Source organism: Gordonia sp. PvP123 (genome assembly GCF_040547295.1).
Classification (GTDB): Bacteria; Actinomycetota; Actinomycetes; order Mycobacteriales; family Mycobacteriaceae; genus Gordonia; species Gordonia terrae.
Genome location: NZ_JBEPPN010000012.1, coordinates 71,640 through 94,814 on the forward strand (window position 1 = coordinate 71,640; position 23,175 = coordinate 94,814).

Annotated in this window: 21 protein-coding genes and 1 riboswitch; of the genes, 9 read left to right on the forward strand and 12 right to left on the reverse strand. The window is 68.7% G+C overall.

The genetic code is table 11. From position 1 onward, the window contains the following. The 6 genes from ureG to ABIC25_RS21365 all read right to left on the reverse strand — a co-directional run bounded on the left by ureG (nt 1) and on the right by ABIC25_RS21365 (nt 4,448). Nucleotides 1–687 carry an urease accessory protein UreG gene (gene ureG / locus ABIC25_RS21340; RefSeq protein WP_064570111.1) on the reverse strand — a complete coding sequence of 229 codons (687 nt, stop codon included), beginning with the start codon at nt 685–687 and terminating at the stop codon, nt 1–3. Between the two features lie 62 nt (nt 688–749). Next, the gene (locus tag ABIC25_RS21345; protein WP_354563060.1) at nt 750–1,406 is read right to left on the reverse strand and encodes an urease accessory protein UreF; all 657 of its coding nucleotides are present in this window, start codon (nt 1,404–1,406) and stop codon (nt 750–752) included. Next, the gene (locus ABIC25_RS21350) at nt 1,406–3,124 is read right to left on the reverse strand and encodes an urease subunit alpha (RefSeq protein WP_248642761.1); all 1,719 of its coding nucleotides are present in this window, start codon (nt 3,122–3,124) and stop codon (nt 1,406–1,408) included. Before ABIC25_RS21350 ends, ABIC25_RS21345 begins: the two co-directional genes overlap by 1 nt. Nucleotides 3,125–3,127: 3 nt before the next feature. Beyond that, nucleotides 3,128–3,505 carry an urease subunit beta gene (locus ABIC25_RS21355; protein ID WP_004022148.1) on the reverse strand — a complete coding sequence of 126 codons (378 nt, stop codon included), beginning with the start codon at nt 3,503–3,505 and terminating at the stop codon, nt 3,128–3,130. Between the two features lie 85 nt (nt 3,506–3,590). Next, nucleotides 3,591–3,893 (reverse strand): urease subunit gamma, encoded by a 303-nt coding sequence (locus ABIC25_RS21360; RefSeq protein ID WP_004022149.1) that lies wholly within the window; start codon nt 3,891–3,893, stop codon nt 3,591–3,593. Nucleotides 3,894–4,025: 132 nt separating this feature from the next. Beyond that, entirely contained in the window at nt 4,026–4,448 is a 423-nt protein-coding gene (locus tag ABIC25_RS21365) for a PaaI family thioesterase (protein WP_004022150.1), read from the reverse strand. Nucleotides 4,449–4,802: 354 nt separating this feature from the next. Here ABIC25_RS21365 and ABIC25_RS21370 point away from each other — a divergent pair, with 354 nt between their 5' ends. From ABIC25_RS21370 to ABIC25_RS21410, 9 genes are all read left to right on the forward strand, one after another. Beyond that, entirely contained in the window at nt 4,803–5,201 is a 399-nt protein-coding gene (locus ABIC25_RS21370; protein ID WP_004022151.1) for a BlaI/MecI/CopY family transcriptional regulator, read from the forward strand. Nucleotides 5,202–5,245: 44 nt separating this feature from the next. Then, nucleotides 5,246–6,199 carry a M56 family metallopeptidase gene (locus ABIC25_RS21375; protein ID WP_004022152.1) on the forward strand — a complete coding sequence of 318 codons (954 nt, stop codon included), beginning with the start codon at nt 5,246–5,248 and terminating at the stop codon, nt 6,197–6,199. Between the two features lie 86 nt (nt 6,200–6,285). Beyond that, nucleotides 6,286–7,743 (forward strand): NADP-dependent phosphogluconate dehydrogenase, encoded by a 1,458-nt coding sequence (gnd, locus tag ABIC25_RS21380; protein ID WP_004022153.1) that lies wholly within the window; start codon nt 6,286–6,288, stop codon nt 7,741–7,743. Nucleotides 7,744–7,759: 16 nt separating this feature from the next. Continuing rightward, nucleotides 7,760–9,193: a GMP reductase gene (guaB1, locus tag ABIC25_RS21385; RefSeq protein WP_354563062.1), complete on the forward strand. Its 1,434-nt coding sequence runs from the start codon at nt 7,760–7,762 to the stop codon at nt 9,191–9,193. Between the two features lies 1 nt (nt 9,194). Continuing rightward, nucleotides 9,195–10,637 carry a hemolysin family protein gene (locus tag ABIC25_RS21390; protein WP_354563063.1) on the forward strand — a complete coding sequence of 481 codons (1,443 nt, stop codon included), beginning with the start codon at nt 9,195–9,197 and terminating at the stop codon, nt 10,635–10,637. Next, on the forward strand, nt 10,630–11,703 hold the full coding sequence (locus tag ABIC25_RS21395; RefSeq protein WP_004022157.1) for a hemolysin family protein: 1,074 nt from the start codon (nt 10,630–10,632) through the stop codon (nt 11,701–11,703). The genes ABIC25_RS21390 and ABIC25_RS21395 overlap by 8 nt, the downstream gene beginning before the upstream one ends. 5 nt (nt 11,704–11,708) lie before the next feature. Next, the gene (locus tag ABIC25_RS21400) at nt 11,709–12,611 is read left to right on the forward strand and encodes a 3-methyladenine DNA glycosylase (protein WP_435529115.1); all 903 of its coding nucleotides are present in this window, start codon (nt 11,709–11,711) and stop codon (nt 12,609–12,611) included. Between the two features lie 74 nt (nt 12,612–12,685). Next, a complete protein-coding gene (locus tag ABIC25_RS21405) occupies nt 12,686–14,878 on the forward strand; it encodes a malate synthase G (RefSeq protein ID WP_354563067.1) in 2,193 nt (730 codons plus the stop codon). 140 nt (nt 14,879–15,018) lie between these two features. Next, nucleotides 15,019–16,254 carry a substrate-binding domain-containing protein gene (locus tag ABIC25_RS21410; RefSeq protein ID WP_354563068.1) on the forward strand — a complete coding sequence of 412 codons (1,236 nt, stop codon included), beginning with the start codon at nt 15,019–15,021 and terminating at the stop codon, nt 16,252–16,254. 172 nt (nt 16,255–16,426) lie between these two features. On the opposite strand, the gene gcvP is transcribed toward ABIC25_RS21410, so the two are convergent. The 6 genes from gcvP to gcvH form a co-directional block, all read right to left on the reverse strand. Beyond that, nucleotides 16,427–19,336 carry an aminomethyl-transferring glycine dehydrogenase gene (gene gcvP, locus ABIC25_RS21415; RefSeq protein WP_354563070.1) on the reverse strand — a complete coding sequence of 970 codons (2,910 nt, stop codon included), beginning with the start codon at nt 19,334–19,336 and terminating at the stop codon, nt 16,427–16,429. 173 nt (nt 19,337–19,509) lie between these two features. After that, a riboswitch (glycine riboswitch) is annotated at nt 19,510–19,611 on the reverse strand. A 29-nt stretch (nt 19,612–19,640) separates the two neighbouring features. Further along, nucleotides 19,641–20,285 carry a MerR family transcriptional regulator gene (locus tag ABIC25_RS21420; RefSeq protein ID WP_064570103.1) on the reverse strand — a complete coding sequence of 215 codons (645 nt, stop codon included), beginning with the start codon at nt 20,283–20,285 and terminating at the stop codon, nt 19,641–19,643. 295 nt (nt 20,286–20,580) lie between these two features. Then, the gene (locus tag ABIC25_RS21425) at nt 20,581–21,093 is read right to left on the reverse strand and encodes a bifunctional nuclease family protein (RefSeq protein ID WP_004022163.1); all 513 of its coding nucleotides are present in this window, start codon (nt 21,091–21,093) and stop codon (nt 20,581–20,583) included. Nucleotides 21,094–21,254: 161 nt separating this feature from the next. Continuing rightward, entirely contained in the window at nt 21,255–21,977 is a 723-nt protein-coding gene (gene ftsR, locus ABIC25_RS21430; protein ID WP_435529114.1) for a transcriptional regulator FtsR, read from the reverse strand. A 5-nt stretch (nt 21,978–21,982) separates the two neighbouring features. Continuing rightward, complete coding sequence (gene garA / locus ABIC25_RS21435; protein WP_086536550.1) at nt 21,983–22,435, reverse strand: glycogen accumulation regulator GarA; 453 nt, start codon at nt 22,433–22,435, stop codon at nt 21,983–21,985. A 316-nt stretch (nt 22,436–22,751) separates the two neighbouring features. Continuing rightward, the gene (gene gcvH / locus ABIC25_RS21440; RefSeq protein WP_354563072.1) at nt 22,752–23,156 is read right to left on the reverse strand and encodes a glycine cleavage system protein GcvH; all 405 of its coding nucleotides are present in this window, start codon (nt 23,154–23,156) and stop codon (nt 22,752–22,754) included. Nucleotides 23,157–23,175: the final 19 nt, after the last annotated feature.

A 23,175-nucleotide genomic window follows, 5' to 3' on the forward strand; every position in this document is an offset into this window, starting at 1 on the left:
TCACCCGGCGACGACCGGGGCAGCCAGCTGGGTCCGGACCCACGCCAGTACGTCGGTCGCGGCGGGATCCTCGGTCAGCGAGATCATGGCGGTCTGCCGGCCGTCACGGACCTTCGCCGCGTCCCGGCGCATGACGTCGAGGTCGGCGTTGACACGTTCGGCCAGATCGATCTTGTTGATCACCAACAGATCCGAGAACGTGACGCCGGGACCGCCCTTGCGCGGCACCTTGTCCCCGCCGGCCACGTCGATCACGAAGATCTGCACATCGATCAGACCTGTCGAGAAGGTTGCGGTGAGGTTGTCGCCGCCGGACTCCACCAGGATGAGGTCGAGCGGCGGGTTCGCCTCGACGAGATCATCGATGGCGTCGAGATTGGCGGTGATGTCGTCGCGGATGGCGGTGTGCGGGCATCCGCCGGTCTGGACAGCGGTGATCCGCTCATCGGGCAGAACGGCGTTGCGACGGAGGAAGTCGGCATCCTCGGTCGTGTAGATGTCGTTGGTCAGCACCGCCACCGACAACTCGTCCCGGAGCTGCCGGCACAGCGCGGCCACCAGCGCGGTCTTGCCGGACCCGACGGGGCCACCGATGCCGATCCGCAGGGCCTCGCCGGGTTCCCGCTTACGGCGCGGCCGGTCGTGATCGTGGGTGTGCGGCTGCCCGTCGATGAGATGCGGGGGCATGGGAACTCCTCTCGGTCGGCGATGTCCGGTTGCGCGACATCGTCTGGTCAGGTCGGGCGGGGTCAGGACATGAAGAGCGGCATCGGTTGCCGCTCATGACGTTCGGCGAAGATGTCGAGGACCGGGTCGGACAGGTCCGCCAGACCGACCGCGGCCTCGGCGGCGACCCGCTCGCACTCGGCGCCGAGTTCGGCGATCATGATCGACACGTCGGCGGGGTCGAGTGCGAGCAGACGCTGACCGGCGGTCGCCGACCCGCTCATCGTGGTGTACACGAGGATCAGCGCGGTGTGGAATCCCGAGAGCGCCGACACGGCGCCGATCGACCCGCTGATGACCGGGAGATGCGTCGCCGGCCGATGAGCCGACCAGTCGGTGTCCGGCCACATCCGGCGTGCGAGGCGCGCCATGCCACGGCCCTGCGCGAGCGACGCCTTCCGCGCTGCGGATGACGGTGTGCGCGCGTCGGTCTCGCGCTGGGCGCGGGACACGTCGAGTGCACCGTCGGCGACCGCCGCCGCCACCGACGCCGCGACCAGACCACTCGTGGTCACCCGGCGGTACAGGAAGGATGCGAGATCGCTTGCAGTGCGGATGAATCCGTCGGCGATGGCCTGTTCGACCCCGCCGGAGTGCACGTGCCCGCCCACCGGCAGTCGCGAATCCGCCAGTGCGAGCATCATCGCCAGGGGCGCGGAGGTGGTGTCGCCGGATCGCATCAGAACAGGAAATACCGTTGCGCCATCGGGAGTTCGGCGACCGGTTCGGATTCCCAGACCTCACCGTCGACCCTCACCGTGAACGTGTCGGGATCGACCTCGATCGTCGGGCACGCGTCGTTGTTGATCATGTCGGCCTTGCCGACGCCGCGGGTGTTCTTGACGGGAACGAGCCTGCGGTCGACGCCGATCCGGCCGGCGAGGTCGGCGTCGGCACCCGGGGCCACGAAGCTGACCGACGTGGCGGCCGCGAGTTTCGGTGCGGCGCCGAACATCGGGCGCGGGAAGACCGGTTGCGGCGTGGGTATCGAGGCGTTCGCGTCGCCCATCGCCGCCCAGGCGATGGCGCCGCCCTTGATGACCAGATCCGGCCGGATCCCGAAGAACGCGGGATCCCACAGCACCAGGTCGGCGAGCTTGCCGACCTCGACCGAGCCGATCTCGTCGTCGAAGCCGTGCGCGCGCGCCGGGCAGATCGTGTACTTCGCGACGTAGCGCCGTGCGCGCGTGTTGTCGGCACGCCCGTCGCCGGGAAGGGACCCTCGCTTGCGCTTCATCACGTGGGCGGTCTGCCACGTGCGCAGCACGACTTCGCCGATCCGGCCCATCGCCTGCGAGTCCGACCCGATCATCGAGATGGCACCCAGGTCGTGCAACAGGTCTTCGGCGGCGATCGTGGACGGGCGGATCCGGCTCTCGGCGAAGGCCAGATCCTCGGGGACCGTGGGATTGAGGTGGTGACAGACCATCAGCATGTCGAGGTGTTCGTCGAGTGTGTTGACCGTGTGCGGACGAGTCGGATTCGTCGACGACGGAAGCACATTCGGGTATGCCGCGACCGTGATGATGTCCGGCGCGTGACCACCGCCGGCGCCTTCGGTGTGATAGGCGTGGATGCCCCGGCCCGCGATCGCGCCGAGAGTGGTCTCCACGAACCCGGCCTCGTTCAGGGTGTCGGAGTGCAACGCGACCTGGACGCCGGTCTCGTCGGCGACCCGCAGGCAGGCGTCGATGGCCGCGGGTGTACTGCCCCAGTCCTCATGCAGCTTGAAACCCGAAGCGCCCGCGCGGATCTGCTCGTGCATCGACTCGGCGCTGACCGTGTTGCCCTTGCCGAGGAGTGCGATGTTCATCGGCCAGTGATCGGTGGCGGCGAGAATCGACGCCAGGTGCCACGCGCCGGGCGTCACGGTGGTCGCCTTGCTGCCCTCGGCCGGTCCCGTCCCGCCGCCGACCACGGTGGTGATCCCGTTGCCCAGCGCCTCGTCCATGATCTGCGGACAGATGAAATGGACGTGGCAGTCGATCGCGCCGGCGGTGACGATCTTGCCGTTGCCCGCGATGATCTCGGTCGACGGTCCGATGACGAGGTCCGGATGCACCCCGTCCATGGTGTCGGGGTTGCCCGCCTTGCCCATCGCGACGATGCGGCCGTCGCGAATACCCAGATCCGCCTTGATGATTCCCCAGTGATCGAGGACGACGACACCGGTGATAATCGTGTCGGGAGCGCCGTCGGCGCGGGTGGCCCGGCTCTGTCCCATCGACTCGCGGATCACCTTGCCGCCGCCGAAGACCGCCTCGTCGCCGGCGCGTCCCGGCCCACCCGACAGATCGTCGGTCACCTCGATGAGCAGGTCGGTGTCGGCGAGCCGGATCAGATCGCCCGTCGTCGGGCCGAACAGTTGGGCATAGCGGTCGCGTCCCAGGATGGCCATGCGTCACTCACTCTCGTCACTGGGGACGGCGCCGACCGGGCCGCAGGCGCCGGGAGGATCGAGGGATATCCCGTACACCTCGCGGGTGCCGCCGAGCGGGACGAGGCCGATGGTCATCTCGATTCCCGGCTCGAAGCGCACCGCGGTGCCGGCGGGGATGTCGAGCCTGCGGCCGTGGGCCCGCGCACGGTCGAAGACAAGCGCCTCGTTCGACTGCGGAAAGTGCACATGACTGCCGACCTGCACCGGGCGATCACCGGAGTTCACGACGCGGAGCTCGACGGCGTCGACGCCCGCGTTGAGTTCGATGGTCCCGTCGGCGGCGATGACCTCGCCCGGCACGATCGTCGATCGCGGGCCGGTGGAGTGCGTACCCGACATCTCGGTCCTTCCTGGAATGCTGCGGTTCGGCGGACGGGACGGGTCGCGAACGGACCGTCCACCACCTGTCTCGTTCGGTCGGGGCTCAGGCGATCGGGTCGTGCACGGTCACCAGCTTGGTGCCGTCGGGGAAGGTCGCCTCGACCTGGACGTCGTGCAGCATCTCCGGTACGCCGTCCATCACGTCGTCGCGCCGCAGGACCTCGCGTCCCGAGGTCATCAGCTCGGCCACCGAGCGGCCGTCACGGGCGCCTTCGAGGACGTGATCGGTGATCAGCGCAACCGACTCCGGGTGGTTGAGCTTCAGACCGCGCGCCTGCCGCCTGCGGGCCAGTTCGGCCGCATACGAGATCAGCAGCCGTTCTTGTTCATGGGGCGACAATCGCACCGGGAGCGCTCCTCGGGGGTGTTCGGCCGGCGGTCGATCGGTGTGGTCCGGCCGGGCAGTAGGAGACATCCTGCCATGCCGGGACAGGGTTGGCGCGCCGAGCGACGCCGGCGTGACGCGGGCCTCAGCGGCCTACTTGACCTCGATGTTCTGCAGTCGCACCTGCGACCGGGCCAGCAGCGCGCCGTCCTGGTCGACCATGTCGACGGCCCAGAGTTGCTGGCGGCGGCCCCGGTGGATCGGGGTGGACGTCGCGGTGACCGTGCCCGCCCGTACCGACCTCAGGAAGTCGGTGTTGTTGTTCACCCCGACGGCGGTGCCGCCGATACCGGAGTCCTGCAGCCACAGGAAGCCGCTCATGCTGGCGACACTCTCGCCGACCGCGCAGTAGACCCCGCCGTGCACGATCCCGAACGGCTGATGGTGACTCTCGGTGATCTCCATCGTCGCCACGATCCGGTCGGGCCCCGCCTCGACGACCCCGAGTCCGAGGACGCCGTCGAGTCCCTTGCCGAATGAATCCCGGAGAACCTCGTCCGCACTGTTCGCAGTCATGACGTCAACAGTCGCATGAAGCCTTCGGACGTCGCGACACCAGTCCGGCTCGCGATCGGTGCCCCCGCGGGAACACGAGGAGGGGGCGGGCCGTTGTCCATCTGTGGATACCGAAAGGCCCCGCACCTCTGGGAGATGCGGGGCCTTCCGTGCCGTGGACCGGGGGTCTCTGCAGCCCTCAGGACTCTCACGCGGTCCGACGTGACACTTAATGTAGGCTAGCCTTACCAACGTGTCAAGCGCCGCGGGAATGTCCACGTCAGAGGCGTGATCGCTCCTCGGACACGGGCACGGCACGCATGTGAGCAACAACTGGGTATCCAGCGGACCCACTATCGGAGGCAGAGCAGTAAAATGCGAAAGATGAATGGCCTGGGCGACCTCGAACGCGCTGTGATGGACTCGTTGTGGGAGAGTTCTGCCCCGCAGACGGTGCGGCAGGTGCATGCCGACCTGTCGCGTGACCGTTCCCTCGCCTACACCACCGTCATGACCGTGTTGCAGCGGCTGGCGAAGAAGAACCTCGTGACGCAGATCCGCGACGACCGGGCGCACAAGTACGTACCGACCCACCCTCGCGAAGACCTCGTGGCGAGTCTGATGGTCGACGCGCTGAGCGAGGCCGATGCACCCGGGTCGCGTCACGCGGCGCTCGTGTCGTTCGTCGGCCGCGTCGGCGCCGACGAGGCGGCCGCCCTCCGTTCCGCACTCGATGAGCTCGAAGCCGCACGCGGAACGAGCGACACCGGTTAGATTCGCGACACCACCACTCGCAGCCCACTTTTAGGAATCACCAGATGACCGCCTTGCTCTTCGGCATCGTCAGCCTGGTGCTCGCCGGACCCGTACCCGAGGCACTGTCGCGGGCACGATGGCCGATCCGAGCGCCACGCGCGGCGATGACGCTGTGGCAGGCCATTGCCCTGGCCGCCGTGTTGTCGGCGTTCAGCTGTGGTCTGGCGATCGCGGCGAACATCCTCGTGATCGGTCCGGACGGCACGCCGACCACCCACCCGGTCCGCGAGATCGAGCGGCTCGGCTGGCCGCTGTGGCTCCTCTGCGTCGGCGTCTTCGTCCTGACCCTCCTGGTCGGCGCGCGCCTGTTCTACACGGTGATCCGCGTCGGCGTGCGCACCCGCGCCCGACGCAAGGCACACCGCCAGCTCATCGACATCCTCGACCGCTGCGATCGGACCGACGACGCCGACGACCCGCTCTACGCTCGTGACGTCCGGATGATCGACGTCGAGCAGCCCCTCGCCTACTGCCTGCCGGGCCTGCGGCAGCGCGTCGTGGTCAGCGAAGGCGTCGTCCATCGCCTGACCCGAGACGAACTCGTCGCCGTGATCGCCCACGAACGCGCCCACCTGCGTGCCCGGCACGACCTCGTGCTCGAGGCCTTCATCGCCCTGCACGAGGCGTTCCCCCGATTCGTGCGCAGCAGCTCCGCGCTCGGCGCGACCGAGCTCCTCGTCGAGGCGCTGGCCGATGATCAGGCCGTTCGCGCGACCACCCCGACCACGCTGGGCCGAGCCCTGGTCGCCTGCGCCGACGCGGTGGCCCCGCGCGGTGCGATGGCGGTCGGCGGACCGACCACCCTTACGCGCGTCCACCGTCTGCGCGACGACCGCCCCGCCCGGGTCGTCGCCGCCGGCGCCTACGTCGCGGCCGCCGCGATCCTGGTGCTCCCGACCCTCGCGGTCGCCATCCCGTGGCTCACCGAGCTCAACCGCCTCATGTCGGCATTCTGACCGCCCGTCGCACCCGGCTGCGTCGGACCGGCATCACACGCGGAGGCAGATCGCCGGTTCGGACACAGAGGCAATAGGCTGTCCGCATGAACAACGTCGACTCCTCGTCCTCCTCCGCGAAGGCCCAGATCGGTGTCACCGGCCTGGCCGTCATGGGTTCGAACATCGCACGCAACTTCGCCCGTCACGGGTACACGGTCGCGCTGCACAACCGGAGCATCGCCAAGACCGATGCACTGCTCGAGAACCACGGCAGCGACGGTGAATTCATCCGCACCGAGACCGTGGCCGAGTTCGTGGCGGCCCTCGAGCGCCCACGCCGGGTGCTCATCATGGTCAAGGCCGGCGACCCGACCGACGCCGTGATCGAAGAACTCGCCGACGCGATGGAGCCGGGCGACATCATCATCGACGGTGGCAACGCCCTCTACACCGACACCATCCGTCGCGAGGCCGCGATGTCGGCTCGAGGACTCAACTTCGTCGGCGCCGGCATCTCCGGTGGCGAAGAGGGGGCGCTGAACGGCCCGTCGATCATGCCGGGCGGCCCCGTCGAGTCGTACGAATCGCTCGGACCGCTCCTCGAATCCATCGCCGCCCAGGTCGACGGCGAGCCGTGCTGTACCCACATCGGCCCCGACGGCAGCGGCCACTTCGTCAAGATGGTGCACAACGGCATCGAATACGCCGACATGCAGCTCATCGGCGAGGCCTACGACCTCATGCGCAAGGCCTTGGACATGCCGGTCTCGGAGATCGCCGACGTCTTCCGCGACTGGAACACCACCGAACTCGAGAGCTACCTGATCGAGATCACCGCCGAGGTCCTCAGCCAGGTCGACGACGAGACCGGCAAGCCGCTGGTCGACGTCATCGTCGACGCCGCGGGCCAGAAGGGCACCGGTCGCTGGACCGTGAAGTCCGCCCTCGATCTCGGTATCCCGACGACCGGGATCGCCGAGGCCGTCTTCGCCCGCGCGCTGTCGAGCGCCACCGATCAGCGCGTCGCGGCCCGCGGGCTGTCGTCGGGCAACCTCGGCTCGGCCCCCGCCGATCGCGAGACCTTCGTCAACGACATCAAGACCGCCCTCTACGCCTCGAAGGTCGTCGCCTACGCGCAGGGCTTCGATCAGATCGCCGCCGGCAGCGCCGAATACGGCTGGGATGTCGACCGCGGCGCGCTGGCCACCATCTGGCGTGGCGGCTGCATCATCCGGGCGCAGTTCCTCAACCGCATCCGCGAGGCCTACCACGACGACCCCGCCCTCCCGAGCCTGCTGCTCGCCCCGTATTTCCGCGAGGCCGTCGAGGTCGGCATCGACAGCTGGCGCCGGGTGGTTTCGACCGCGACCCTCCTCGGTATCCCGGTGCCGGCGTTCGCATCGTCGCTGTCGTACTACGACGGTCTGCGTGCCGACCGCCTCCCGGCCGCGCTGACCCAGGGTCTGCGCGACTACTTCGGCGCGCACACCTACCAGCGCATCGACAAGGAGGGCACGTTCCACACCCTGTGGAGCGGTGACCGCTCGGAAGTGACCGAATAGGAGCCTGCGAACTCCAGTGCGATTCATCGAAGGCCACCGGCCGACACACGATCTGACGTACGACGATCTGTTCATCGTCCCGGGCAGGTCGGACGTCAGTTCGCGCTTCGACGTCGACTTGTCGACGTCCGACGGCAGCGGGACCACGATCCCGCTGGTCGTGGCGAACATGACGGCGGTCGCGGGCAAGCGGATGGCCGAGACGGTGGCCCGCCGCGGTGGGCTCGTGGTTCTCCCCCAGGACCTGCCCATCGAGGCGGCCGCCGCATCCATCGCGTACGTGAAGTCGCGGCATCTGGTCGCCGACACCCCGGTCACCCTGGATCCGGGGGCGTCGGTGACCGACGCGGTCGCGTTGATCCCGAAGCGGTCACACGGGGTGGCCGTCGTGGTCGAGGACGGCCGCCCGGTGGGGGTCGTCACCGAGAAGCGCTGTCGCGACGTCGACCGGTTCGCGCGAGTGCGTGACGTCGCCGACCCCGACATCGTGACGCTGCCCGTCGACACCCCGCCCCGTGAGGTCTTCGACGCACTCGGCGATCTGCACCTCGGCCTCGCGGTGCTCGTCGAACCCGACGGTCGGCTCGCCGGGGTCCTCAATCGGGTCGGCGCCCTGCGCCACGCGATCTACACCCCGAATGTCGACGCGGCCGGCTCGCTGCGCATCGCGGCGGCCGTCGGCATCAACGGCGATGTCGTGGGCAAGGCTCGAGCGCTGGTCGCCGCGGGCGCCGACCTGCTTGTCATGGACACCGCGCACGGTCACCAGGAGAAGATGCTCACGGCGCTGTCGGCGGTCGCCGGCGCGGACCTGGGCGTTCCGATCGCCGCGGGCAACGTGGTCTCGGCCGAGGGCACCCTCGATCTCATCGATGCGGGGGCGTCGATCGTCAAGGTCGGTGTCGGACCGGGCGCGATGTGCACGACCCGGATGATGACCGGCGTCGGACGCCCCCAGTTCTCGGCCGTCGCCGAGTGTGCCGCCGTCGCGGCCGGACACGGTGCGTCGGTGTGGGCCGACGGCGGTGTCCGGCACCCACGCGACGTGGCCCTGGCCCTGGCCGCGGGGGCGTCGAACGTCATGGTCGGCTCGTGGTTCGCCGGCACCCACGAGTCGCCGGGCGACCTGCTCGTCGATGCGCAGGGCCCGTACAAGGTCAGCTTCGGCATGGCCTCGAAGCGCGCGGTCGCGGCGCGGTCGAGCGGCGACAGCACCTACGACCGGGCACGCAAGAGCTTGTTCGAAGAGGGCATCTCGAGTTCGCGGATCCGTCTGGACCCGGAGCGTCCCGGCGTCGAGGACCTGATCGATCACATCTGCTCGGGTGTCCGCAGCACCGCCACCTACACCGGTGCGCGAAACCTACGCGAACTGCACGACAAGGTGGTGCTGGGGATCCAGTCGCCCGCCGGCTTCGCCGAAGGACGACCCCTGCCGGGCGGGTGGTGACGTGGAGATCCTCCTCCTGGTCGCGAGTCTCGTCGGATTCATCGCCCTGACGCTGGGGACCGCCCTGTTCGTGGCGGCCGAGTTCTCGCTGACCGCGCTGGAACGCTCGACCATCACCGCCGATGTCGCCGATCGCGGGGACCGACGAGCGCGGATGGTCCAGCGCGCGCACTCCACCTTGTCGTTCCAGCTCTCCGGCGCCCAGTTGGGCATCACCATCACGACGCTGATCACCGGTTACATCGCCGAACCGGTCCTCGCCCGGATCCTGCGACCACCACTGAACGCACTGGGGGTCGGCGACTCCGTCGCGTCGGCGACGTCGCTGATCCTCGCGCTGGTGATCGCGACCTCGCTGTCGATGGTCCTCGGCGAGCTGATCCCGAAGAACCTGGCGATCGCCAAGCCGCTCGCGGTCGCACGGGCCACCGCGGGTCCGATGACCGTGTTCTCGGCGGTGTTCCGCTGGGCGATCAACGGACTCAACGGCACCGCGAACTGGATCGTGCGCCGTCTCGGCATCGAACCGACCGACGAGCTGGCCTCGGCGCGGTCGCCTCAGGAACTCGTCTCGCTCGTCCGCAATTCGGCCCGCCGCGGCGCCCTGGATCAGCAGACCGCGACCCTCGTCGACCGGTCGCTGCGTTTCGGCGAGCTCACCGCCGAGGATCTGATGACCCCCCGCGTCACGATCGACTGCCTCGATCGCGCCGACACCGTCCGCGACCTCGTCATGGCGTCGTCGCGCACCGGCCACTCCCGGTTCCCGGTCGTGATCGACGGTGACCTCGACGACCTCGTCGGGGTCGTCCACATCAAGCAGGCCTTCACCGTCGCACCGGAGCGGCAGGCCACCACGTCGGTCACCTCGATCGCCCGACCGGTCCCGCGGGTGCCTGCGAGCCTCGACGGCGATGCGCTCATGGAGCGGATCCGCGCAGACGGCATGGAGCTGTGCGTGGTGATCGACGAATACGGCGGCACCGCGGGCATCGTCACCACCGAGGACCTCATCGAGGAGATCCTCGGCGACGTGACCGACGAACACGACGACGAACGAGCCGACGTGGCTGTCGACGGCAACGGCTACCTGTGCGCCGGGTTGTTGCGGATCGACGAGCTGTACGACGCCACCGGCTACCACGCGCCCGACGGGCCGTACGACACGCTGGGTGGGCTCATCATGTACTGCCTCGGGCGCATCCCCGCCGTCGACGACGCGGTGGACCTCCCGCGCCGGTCGCCCGTCGGCGAGACCGACGACGACACCTCACAGTCGCCGGACCGCGGGCCGGACATCACCTGGCGGGCGACGGTCGCCCAGATGGACGGACGCCGGGTCGACGTCGTCGCCATCCGGCCCGCGCCGGAGGGACAGGATCTCCCGGTGCCCGCCCACCAGGGCATCAACGTGCCGACGGACGAGGGGAACCCCCGTGGGTGATCTCTGGGCGGTCGGCCTGACCGTCGTCCTCCTCGCCGGCAACGCGTTCTTCGTGGGCGCCGAGTTCTCCCTGATCTCGGCACGTCGCGACCGCCTCGAAGCGCTCGCCGAGAGCGGGAAGTCCCGTGCGCGCACCGTGATCCACGCCGGCGAGCGGCTGTCGTTGATGCTGGCCGGGGCACAACTCGGCATCACGATCTGCTCGATCCTGCTCGGCCGGGTCGGCGAGCCCGCGGTCGCGCACCTCATCGAGGCACCCTTGCACCTCGCACACGTTCCCGACGCCCTGCTACACCCGATCTCGTTCGCCATCGCACTGTCGCTCGTCGTCGTGTTGCACATCCTGTTGGGTGAGATGGTGCCGAAGAACATCGCACTCGCCGGACCGGAGTCGTCGGCGATGCTGCTCGTGCCGGCGCACCTGCTGTTCATCCGGCTGGTCCGGCCGTTGATCGCCTTCTACAACTGGCTGGCGAACATCTCGCTGCGACTCCTCCGCGTGGAGCCGAAGGACGAACTCGAATCCACGGTGTCGCTCGGCGAACTGGCCGAGATGGTCGGCGAGTCCAAGCAGGAGGGTCTGCTCGACGCCGAGGAGCACGAACGTCTAACCCGGGCCCTGCAGTCCATCGGCCGGACGGTGTCGGAGGTGATGATCCCGCTCGAACAGATGCGCAGCGTCGGCGTGCAGGTGTCCGGCACCGGCGGCATCGGGCCGACGCTGGGCGCAGTGGAGAAGGCGGTCACCGAGACCGGATTCTCCCGATTCCCGGTGCGCGGGCCCGACGGCACGTTCACCGGCTACCTGCATCTGAAAGACGTGCTGGACGAGATCCTCGACGAGCACATCGGATCGGACACCATCATCGGCGTCGACAAGATCCGGCCGTTGCCGGTCATCGACTCGACCACCCCGCTCGACGAGGCCACCGGGGTGCTGCGTCGGTCCAGTTCGCATCTCGGCGCCGTGGTCGACGACAGCGGCCGGACCATCGGCATCGTCCCCCTCGCCGATCTGGTGGAGGAGTTCGTCGGCAACGTCCGCGACGAGACCCATCGGGTGTGACGACGGTGGCGAGTTCACGACTGCCGTCCACGGCCCCGGTTCGCGGCGCCTCCGTCCTGACGGCCGACCAGTGGCGATCGCGGCGTGCGGCGCATCACCGGGCCGTCGACGAACTGATCGGTCCCTACCTCGACGCGCGCCGCCGCGGTGCCCGACATCCGGTGATCGACTTCCTGTTCACCTACTACTCCTCGCGACCCGCGCACGTGCTGCGCTGGCATCCCGGCTACGGCGTGGTCCTGGAAGACGCAGACGAATTCCTCGGCCTGCGCGGCTACGAACAGACCGACGCCGGGGTGCGCGTCGGAGCAGCGCACCTCCGGCACCGGGCCGACGCTCTCGTCGCGGCCGTGGACATGCTCGGTGCCACCGCCCGGCGGCCCGTCCGGCTCGGCTGTTTCGGCCTGCACGAGTGGGCGATGGTCTACCGCACCGACGACACCCGGCACGATCTCCCGCTGCGTCTGGGGGGTGCGGGCACGGATGCCGTCGTCGAATCCATGCCGCTGCGGTGCACGCACTTCGACGCCTTCCGGTTCTTCACCGACCCGGCGCGGCCGCGCAACGACGCCACGCTCACCCGGGCGTCCCAGATCGAGCACGAACAACCCGGTTGCCTGCACGCGACGATGGATCTCTACCGGTACTGCTTCACCCTGTCGCCGCTCGTGCCATCGGACCTGACTCTCGACTGCTTCGCGCTGGCCCTCCGCGCGCGCGACCTCGACATGCGAGCCAGTCCGTACGACCTCGGCGGCCTCGGGTACGAGCCGGTTCGCATCGAGACCCCTGCGGGCCGGGCCGACTACGTCCGCGAACAGTCGGCGATCGCCGAGCTCGGGACGACTCTGCGGTCTCGGTTGCTCACCCTCTGCACCGAGCTCGCGGAGCGCGCTCACCACACGTGACGGGAGGCGCCTGCCGCCCACCGTTACCGACGAGTAGCATGTATGCGTTGTCATTTCGCTCGAGAAAGGCTGCCATGTCTGACCGGATCACCGTCAACGGGTTGCAGGTCGCTACCGTCCTGCACGACTTCATCAACAACGAGGCGTTGCCCGGTACCGGTGTAGATGCGGACGCCTTCTGGGCCGGCGCGGCATCGGTGATCACCGATCTCGCCCCGCGCAACCGCGAACTCCTCGCCGTCCGCGACGACCTGCAGAGCAGGCTCGACGCCTGGCATCGGGATCACAAGGACGCCGACCTCACCCCCGGGTCCGCCGACTTCGACGCGTACAAGTCGTACCTGACCGAGATCGGTTACCTCGTCGAGGTGCCCGCGGACTTCCAGATCACGACCGCCGGCGTCGACCGCGAGATCGCCGACACCGCCGGGCCGCAGCTCGTCGTCCCGGTCCTCAACGCGCGCTTCGCGCTCAACGCCTCCAACGCACGCTGGGGTTCGCTCTACGACGCGCTCTACGGCACCGACGCGATCCCCGAGACCGACGGAGCCGAGAAGGGCAAGTCGTACAACAAGGTCCGCGGCGACAAGGTCATCGCCTACGCCAAGGACTTCCTCGACAAGGCCGTGCCGCTCGAACAGTGCAGCTACACCGATGTGCGGTCCTTCGCCGTCGTCGACAGCGCGCTCCAGGTCAAGCTCGACGGCGACAAGACGTCGACTCTCGCCGACCCGACCGCCTTCGTCGGGTACCGGGGCGACGCCGCCTCGCCGACGTCGATCCTGCTGCGCAACAACGGACTGCACCTCGACATCGAGATCGACCCGTCGTCGCCGATCGGTTCCACCGACCCGGCAGGCATCAAGGACGTCGTCGTCGAGTCCGCGATCACCACGATCATGGACTTCGAAGATTCCGTCGCCGCGGTCGACGCCGAGGACAAGGTCATCGGCTACCGCAACTGGCTCGGCCTCAACAAGGGCGATCTCGCCGAAGAGGTCAGCAAGGGCGGCAAGACCTTCACCCGTGTGCTCAACGGCAACCGCGAGTACACCGCGCCCGACGGCACCACGTTCGACCTGCACGGCCGCTCGCTGCTCTTCGTCCGCAACGTCGGACACCTGATGACCAACGACGCCATCCTCGACGCCGACGGCAACGAGGTCCCGGAAGGAATCCTCGACGGCCTGATCACGTCGCTGATCGGCATCCACGGCATGTCCGATGACGGACTGCAGAACTCGCGAACGGGTTCGGTCTACATCGTGAAGCCGAAGATGCACGGGCCCGACGAGGTCGCCTTCACCGTCGAACTGTTCGGCCGCGTGGAGAAGGTTCTCGGCCTGCCCGAGAACACGCTCAAGGTCGGGATCATGGATGAGGAGCGCCGCACCACGGTGAACCTGAAGGCGTGCATCAACGCGGCTTCCGAGCGCGTCGTCTTCATCAACACCGGGTTCCTCGACCGCACCGGCGACGAGATCCACACGTCGATGGAAGCCGGCGCGATGGTGCGCAAGGGCGAGATGAAGCAGCAGACCTGGATCGGTGCCTACGAGAACTTCAACGTCGACACCGGTCTGCACGCGGGCCTGCAGCACAAGGCGCAGATCGGCAAGGGCATGTGGGCCATGCCCGACCTGATGGCCGACATGCTCGAGCAGAAGATCGGGCACCCGAAGGCCGGCGCCACGACCGCATGGGTTCCGTCGCCGACCGCCGCCACCCTGCACGCGCTCCACTACCACCAGGTGGACGTGTTCGAGCGCCAAGACGAGATCGCCAAGCGCGACCCCGCCTCCGTCGACGACGTCCTCACGATTCCCCTCGCCCCCAAGACCGATTGGTCCGACGAGGAGAAGCAGCAGGAACTCGACAACAACTGTCAGTCGATCCTGGGTTACGTCGTCCGCTGGATCGACCAGGGCGTCGGTTGCTCGAAGGTGCCCGACATCCATGACGTCGCGTTGATGGAAGACCGTGCGACACTGCGCATCTCGAGTCAGTTGCTCGCCAACTGGCTGCGGCACGGCATCGTGACCGAAGCCGACGTCGTCGCATCGCTGGAGCGGATGGCCCCGGTCGTCGACCGTCAGAACGCCGGCGACCCGACCTACCGTCCACTGGCGCCGGACTTCGACTCCAACATCGCCTTCCAGGCAGCGAAGGAGCTCATCCTGGAGGGCACGACACAGCCCAGCGGCTACACCGAGCCGATCCTGCACCGCCGTCGCCGCGAGTACAAGGCGGCGAACCCGGCGGGCTGATCGCGCCGGCCTCGACGTAGGCGATACGACCGTGCCGAACCGCCCAGGATCGGCACGGCGTATCGTCGTACCCTGCACTGCGCACCGGGTCGCCACGGCCGACCGGGCGAGGGACGCACCGAGCAGGGAGGGCATCGGCGTTGGCACATCATCGGAGTAGCGGCGGGGAGAGCATCCGTAGCCGCGGCGTGAGCCGAGGTGTCGTCGCCGCCCTCTTGTCGATCCTGCTCATCGCCGCAGTCGTCGTCACCTGGCGAGACCTCGGCGATCGGATCGATCGCCAGGCCGAACAGGCCGCCGCGCAATGCGTCGAAGGCCGTGAGTCGGTCCCGATCATCGCCGACCCCGACATCGCGCCGGGACTCGCCGCGGTCGCCCGCAACTTCGGTGCGACCAATCCGGTCGTACGCGACAAGTGCGTCACCGTCGACGTCCGCCCGGGCGACGCCAAGATCACCCTCGACGGTCTGTCGGGGTCGTGGGACACCGAGTCGATGGGCGCTCATCCGGCCGCCTGGGTCCCGCAGTCGTCGGTGTGGTCGGCAGATCTCGCGGCGGCGAGACCCGATGCGATCGAGGGCAACACACGCTCCCTGGTCTCGACACCGGTCGTTCTGGCCGTGTCGCCCGAACTCGACACCGCCCTCGACGGACGTCTCGACTGGTCCCAGATCCCCACGCTGCAACGTCGGGACAACTCGCTCACCGACTTCGGCCTCCAGGGCTGGGGGTCGCTGCGGATGGCGATGCCGATCGGGGCACAGTCCGACGCGAGCGCACTCGCCGCCCAGGCGGTCGCCACCCGCGTCACCCGGACCACCGGTCCGCTGACCACCGCCGACGCCGAGTCCCCGCGGGTGAGCTCCAGCGTCCGCGCCATGCTCGAGGGCGCCCCGCTCTCCCCGGACGGGACACCCCAGGGCGCCGCGACAACGATCGCCGATGCCCCCGATGCCGCTCGGGCGCCGATCCACGTCGTACCCATCACCGAGCAGCGCCTGTTCCAGATGACCCGCGACGACGACCGTGCGCGGCTGGCCGAACTGATCCCGTCCGGTCCGACACCGATCGCCGACTATCCGGTGATCCGTCTGTCGGGACCGGAGGTGACCGAATCGGCGACCGATGCCGTCGCCGAGTTCATCCAGTTCGCCTCCGAACCCGAGCAGCTCCGATTGCTCACCGAGCTCGGTTTCCGGGGCGACGCCCCGATGCCCGCGGCCACGCCGACGGTGACCTTCCCCCGGACTCCGAACCCGATGCCCACCCCCGAGGACGGCGCGATCGTCGCGATCAACCGGCTGGTCTACGGGCCGGCCAGCGTCCCGGCGAGCTCGACGGCATCGTCGGTGCCGTCGGGAACCGCGGGCGGTTAGAAGCGACGGCCGGGGTCGTTTCGATACGGCTCGTCGCTACGCTCCTCACCTACTCAACGAGCAGTAGGCGGCTCGTCGCTACGCTCCTCACCTACTCAACGAGCAGTAAGCGGCTCGTCGCTACGCTCCTCACCTACTCAACGAGCAGGCGAGGAGCTTCCCGAGCGTCGGGTCAGCTGCTGTAGGCCTCGATGGGCGGGCAGCTGCACACCAGGTTGCGATCGCCGTACACCCCGTCGATCCGCCGGACGGCCGGCCACACCTTCGCCCGGCCACCCGCGGACGGCAGCCCCTGCGGGTAGACGGCGAGTTCGCGCGAGTACGGATGTTCCCACTCACCGACCAGCGACTCGGCGGTGTGCGGGGCACCGCGGAGCGGGTTGTCCTCGGCGGGCCACTCCCCTCGTCCGACGAGTTCGATCTCCCCGCGGATCGCGATCATCGCGTCGCAGAAGGCGTCGATCTCGTCGAGGTTCTCGCTCTCGGTGGGCTCGACCATCAGGGTGCCCGCAACCGGGAAGCTCATGGTCGGGGCGTGGAAACCGTAGTCGGCGAGCCGTTTTGCGACGTCGTCGACGGTGACGCCGGTCGCCTTGGTGATGGCCCGCAGATCCAGGATGCACTCGTGGGCGACGAAGCCCTCCTCGCCGGTGTAGAGCACCGGGTAGTGCTCACCGAGCCGCTTGGCGACGTAGTTGGCAGCGGTGATGGCCGTCAGCGTCGCCCGGCGCAACCCGTCTGCCCCCATCATCGCGATGTAGGCGTAGGTGATCGGCAGGATCGCCGCCGAGCCGTACGGTGCGGCGGCGATGGTCGCCGAGCCGGGCAGCTCGTCGGCGAGCGGGTGTCCCGGCAGGAACGGGGCGAGGTGCTCCCGGACCGCGACCGGTCCGACGCCCGGTCCGCCGCCGCCGTGCGGGATGCAGAAGGTCTTGTGCAGGTTCAGGTGACTGACGTCGCCACCGAAATGACCCGGTCGTGCCACGCCGACCAGCGCATTGAGGTTGGCGCCGTCGACGTAGACCTGTCCGCCGGCGTCGTGGACGGCGCCGCAGACCTCACGCACGTCGTGCTCGAAGACCCCGTGCGTCGACGGGTACGTGATCATGATCGCCGCGATGCGACCCTCGTTGGCGTCGATCTTCGCGCGCAGATCGTCGAGGTCGACGTCGCCGTTGTCTCGGCACCCGACCACCACGACGCGCATTCCCGCCATGACCGCCGAGGCGGCATTGGTGCCGTGGGCGCTCGACGGGATCAGGCAGACATCGCGGTCGCCGTCGCCGCGGCTGAGGTGGTATCCCCGGATCGCCAGCAGGCCGGCGAACTCTCCCTGCGACCCCGCGTTCGGTTGCAGGCTGACGCGGTCGTATCCGGTGACCGCCACGAGCCAGTTCTCGAGGGTGGCGATGAGCTCTCGGATCCCCGCGGTGTCGTCGGCCGGAGCGAACGGGTGCAGCTGCGCGAAGCCGGGCCAGGTGATGGGTTCCATCTCGGTGGTGGCGTTGAGCTTCATCGTGCACGACCCGAGCGGGATCATGCTGCGGTCGAGCGCGATGTCCTTGTCCGACAGGGCTCGCAGGTACCGCAGCATCGCGGTCTCGGTGCGGTACCGGTTGAACGCCGGGTGGGTGAGGAACTCGCTGGTGCGGTTCTCGATCGGCTGCGTGAACGCACGCGGCGTGACGCCGGCGACGTCGAAGGCACGCAACACCGCATCGAGGTCGGCATCGACCGTGGTCTCATCGCAGGCGATGCCGATGGTGTCGGCGTCGACCCGGCGCAGGTTGACACCCTCCTGGCGAGCCCGGGCAACGACGGTATCGGCCTGACCCGGGGCGTGCACCTCGATGGTGTCGAAGAAGTTCGCGTGCGCGACCGAGAATCCGCCGGCCGCGAGCGAGTCGGCCAGCCGGGCCGCCGCGGCATGGGTGCGGCGCGCGATGGCGCGCAGCCCCTCGGCGCCGTGGTAGGAGGCGAACATGGCGGCCATCACCGCCAGGAGTACCTGCGCGGTGCAGATGTTGCTCGTGGCCTTCTCGCGGCGGATGTGCTGTTCGCGGGTCTGCAGCGCGAGCCGGTAGGCCAGGTTGCCGTCGGCGTCCTTGGAGATCCCGACCAGACGGCCCGGGAGTTGCCGGGCGTGCTTCGAGCCCACGGCGAGGTATCCGGCGTGCGGCCCGCCGAAGCCCATCGGCACGCCGAAGCGCTGCGTCGTGCCGAAACAGACGTCGGCGCCCTGCTCGCCGGGCGGTGTCAGCAGGGTCATCGCCAGGAGGTCGGCACCGGCCGCGACGAGTGCGCCGCGGTCGTGCGCCGCGTCGATGATCGCGGTGGCGTCGACGATGCGACCCGACGCACCCGGTACCTGGAGGATCACGCCGTAGAACTCGCAGTCGGGAAGTCCGCATCCGGGGAGCTCGGGATGCAGTGAGGCCTCGACGATCTCGATGCCCAGCGGCTCGGCGCGCGTGTCGAGCACCGCACGCGTCTGCGGAAAGAGGTCGGCGTCGACGACCACGCGCGGAGACTTGGACCTGCCCGCACGGCGCATCAGCGTCATCGCCTCGGCGGCCGCGGTGGCCTCGTCGAGCATCGAGGCGTTGGCCACTTCCATCCCGGTGAGGTCGGCGACCATGGTCTGGAAGTTGAGCAGCGCCTCGAGACGTCCCTGGCTGATCTCGGGCTGATAGGGCGTGTACGCGGTGTACCAGGCCGGATTCTCGAGCACGTTGCGGAGGATGACGCCGGGCGTGTGGGTGCCGTAGTAGCCGAGCCCGATCATCGACCGAGCGACGGTGTTGCGTGCGGCCAGGTCGCCGAGCTGAGCGAGAACCGCACTCTCGCTGAGGGGCTCGGGTAGTGCGCCGAGTACGTCGGAGTCGAGTTCGTCGGCGATGACCGCCGGGATGACGCGGTGGGCGAGGTCGTCGAGTGAGGTGGCGCCGATCGCTTCGAGCATGCGCCGGGTCTCGTCGGCGTCCGGGCCTACATGGCGGTCGACGAAGGCGGCCGAGACCCCGGGGGCGGGGGCTGCGGACGGGTCCGGGGTGTCGGACGGGGTCGCATCGGTGGTGGACACGGGTGGAGGGCACCTCTCGCAGGCGCCGGTGCGCGCACCGGCTGCTGGCCCTCCCCCTCTGTCATGTCGTCGGCGGCAGCCGATGTGACGCCTGAGAGATTCGGTGCCCCGCAGCGCTGCGCGACGACCTTTCACCGTGGGCGGACGACGGATCGTCACTTTCCAGAGACGTCGTCACCACCGCGGTCCTGGGTGCCTGAGAGTTTGACGGAGAGGTGTTGCTCCTTCGGCGGCCGCCGGCATCTCTGCCGTCGGCGCTCTCCCGCAGCGTAGCGACGCGGGGCCAGTCTACGCGGAACGCGGACTAGCCGGTGCGACGGGCGCGGTTCTTGCGGCGCGCCGCGAGTTCGTCCTCGGGCGCGGTCTCGCTGACACCGCCGTCGGCCCGTTCGCCGGGGAAATCCGCGATGGTGCCGGTCAGCTCACGCATGGCGCCGCTGACCGCGATCCCGAACACGCCCTGCCCGCCTTGGAGCAGGTCGACGACCTCTTCGGCCGACGTGCACTCGTACACCGTCGTGCCGTCCGAGAAGAGGGTGATCTTGGCGAGGTCCTCGACACCGCGCTGGCGCAGGTGGTCGACGGCGACTCTGATGTTCTGCAGCGAGATGCCGGTGTCCAGCAGACGCTTGACGATCTTGAGGACGAGGATGTCCTTGAACGAGTACAGGCGCTGGCTGCCGGATCCCGCGGCTCCGCGGATCGACGGGACGACCAACGACGTACGGGCCCAGTAGTCGAGCTGACGGTAGGTGATCCCGGCGATCTGGCACGCGCTCGGCACGCGGTAGCCGACGAGCTCGTCGGGCACGGTGTCGTCCGGGAACAGGCCCGGGGCGATGTCTCCGAGACTGCCCTGGGTCGGGACGGCGTCTACACGCTCGGTCACCGGACGATCGGGTGACTGGTCGCTCGACGTCGTTTCGTTGTCGACCGGACGATCGCCCACTTCTGACTCCCTCGCAAAGCTCGGATCGGACGCCGCACCACGGTGCCTGACGTCCACGTCCACAGTACGCGGTCCAGGCTGTTTCCGGTCGGCCGATCATCTTCATCGGCCCGTGTCCGGTGCTCGATGTCGCTGATGACGCTATGCGGCGGATGACCGGGGATCAACGCGACTCGCCACGACACTGAACCTCAACTTGAGATCGAGACAATCGGTGACCGGCCGGTGTCGATTCTGTGATCTGGCTTTCGGCTGCACAGCCGGCAAGTCTGCTCCGACCTATGGAACGAACCGCTCAGGCCCCGCTCGCCTTGAAGTCGTCGGGCGAGACGTTGTCGAGGAACTCCTTGAACTTCTCGACCTCGTCCTCTTTGACCTCGTCGGCCTGCGCCTCGGGCGCCTCGTCCGAGTCCTCGTCCGGGATGAGCAGGCCGGCCTCGGCGAGCACCTCTTCGTCGGCGATGATCGGGACCTCGGCGCGCATGGCGACCGCGATCGAATCCGAGGGCCGCGCCGACACACGCAGATCGCCGGTGAAGATCATCTCGGCATAGAAGGTGCCCTCTTGCATGTCCACGATCCGGACCTCGAGCAGGGTCTGCCCGAACTCTTTGATCAGGTTGACGATCAGGTCATGTGTGAGAGGGCGGGGAGGCTCGATCCCCTTCTGTCGCAATGCAATCGACGCCGCTTCGCTCTGGCCGATCCAGATCGGCAGGTAGCGTTCGCCGTCGACCTCACGCAGCAACAACACCGGCTGGCTCTGCGGGGGTTCGACCCTGATGCCCACCACACGCATCTCGCTCATCTCGCACCTCCCAGACGCCTTGTACGGCGCTCGATTCAGTGACCTCGACGCTACACCGACTGAGTGAACAGCGGCGGCCGACTCGCGGCGGTCTTCCGACGGTCGTTGCTGTTCAGTCCGGTGCGACGACGCGCACCGGAGGCCGACGACGCGCCGGGAATTCAGTCCAGCGCGCCCTTGACCGCAGCCTTGACCAACTGCGTGTGCAGCGTCACCGACAGCGCGGCGATCTCGCGTACGAGTTCCTCGGCGCGATCCCGCGCACCCGTGCCCTTGCCCTTCGCGATCGGGCCGGCGATCTGGGCGACCAGACCCGCCTCCCGATCCGCGGAGACCTTGAAGGCCCGCAGATGGCGGGTCTCGAGGCCGTAGCTGGCCAATGCGGCCGCCGCCTCGACGAGCCGCACCGCGTCCTCGTCGAAGAAGCCGGCCGGGCCGGCGATCAGCAGACCGTTGCGCTGCAACTCGGTGACGAACGCCGAGTCGACGCCGGTGCGTTCGATCAGCGTCTCGCGCGACACACGCCCGGCTCGAGCACCGAAATCGGTGGCCGGCGCCACGGTCCCCCGGGCCGCGGAGAGCACCCGCGTCCCGCCGGGACCGAAGCCGCCGTTCCCGTTGTCGATCGCGTCGAGTTGTTCCTTGATCACCTTGAGCGGGAGATAGCGATCCCGCTGGGCGGTCAGCACGAACCGCAACCGATCGCAGTCGGCCTGGCTGAACCGCCGATACCCCGACGGTGCCCGTTCCGGGGTCACCAGACCCTCCGACTCCAGGAATCGGATCTTCGAGATCGTGATGTCGGGGAAGTCATCACGCAACTGGGCGAGGACCGTGCCGATCGACATCGATCCTTCGCCGCGGGGGGCCGTGGACGCCGTCACGGGTGTCAGGCGTCTGCTTCGTCGCGGGGACCGCTGAGGAAGACCAGGCGGAACTTGCCGATCTGGACCTCGTCGCCGTTGCTCAGGGACGCGGTGTCGACCGGTTCCCGGTTGACATAGGTGCCGTTCAGGCTGCCCACGTCGACGACCTGAAACTCGTTGTCGCCGAGACGGAACTCGGCGTGACGACGACTGACGGTCACGTCGTCGAGGAAGATGTCGCTGTCGGGGTGTCGACCGGCCGAGGTGGTCGGCTGATCGAGGAGGAACCGCGACCCGGCGTTGGGTCCTCGCTTCACGACAAGCAGCGCGGTCCCGGGAGCGAGTCGCTCGACCCCCGTGTCGGCCGGCTCACTCGAGGTGCTGGTCCCGGCGTCGAGTTCGTTGATGAACTCCTCCCGGAACACCGATGTGGTCTCCACCGGCGCCTCGAAGTCCCTGTCGTTTTCGCTCACCACTTCTCCTTCGTCGTCGTCAGTGCCAACCGCATAGTCGTCAACCGCGTCCTCGGAACCGTCGGAACAGCCCGGGACGATGCCCGCCCGATGTCACCGCGACGGCCGGTCGAATCTACATGACTTGTGCGGCCGGGTAGTTCTCGGCACGAGATCGTGAGCATCGGTGTCACGCCGCGCCTCGTTCCCACTGCCGTAACCGTACCGGTCATGCCGATCGCACCGGCGGGCGAGTCGACTCCGGCAACGACGATCATATCGTTCCGAGAGCCGTCAGCCGGGCCGATCGGGTCACCGGCCGCTCACGGCCGTCGGGAACTCACCCCTCGATGACGGCGCGGTAGCCCGCGGCGTCGAGTACCTCACCCAGGTGTTCGTCGAGGATCGCCTCGTCGGCGGCTTCGATCTCGACCAGCCAGCCCTCCCCGTACGGGTCGGAGTTGACCAGTTCCGGCGATGCGTCGAGCGCCTCGTTGACCGCCGACACCGTGCCCGCAAGGGGACCGAAGATGTCCGACACGCTCTTGGTCGACTCGACCTCGGCGAACGACTCCCCGACCGTCACCTCGGCGCCGCTCTCCGGCAACTGCACGAACACCACGTCGCCGAGGGCGTCCTGCGCGTAGTCGGTGATCCCGACGCGCACCGTGGTCGGCCCGAGTCGCTCGATCCACTCGTGCTCCGCGGTGTAGCGCAAGGTCTCTGGCACTTTGCTGTCGGTCACGCGAACCCCTTTCGTTCTC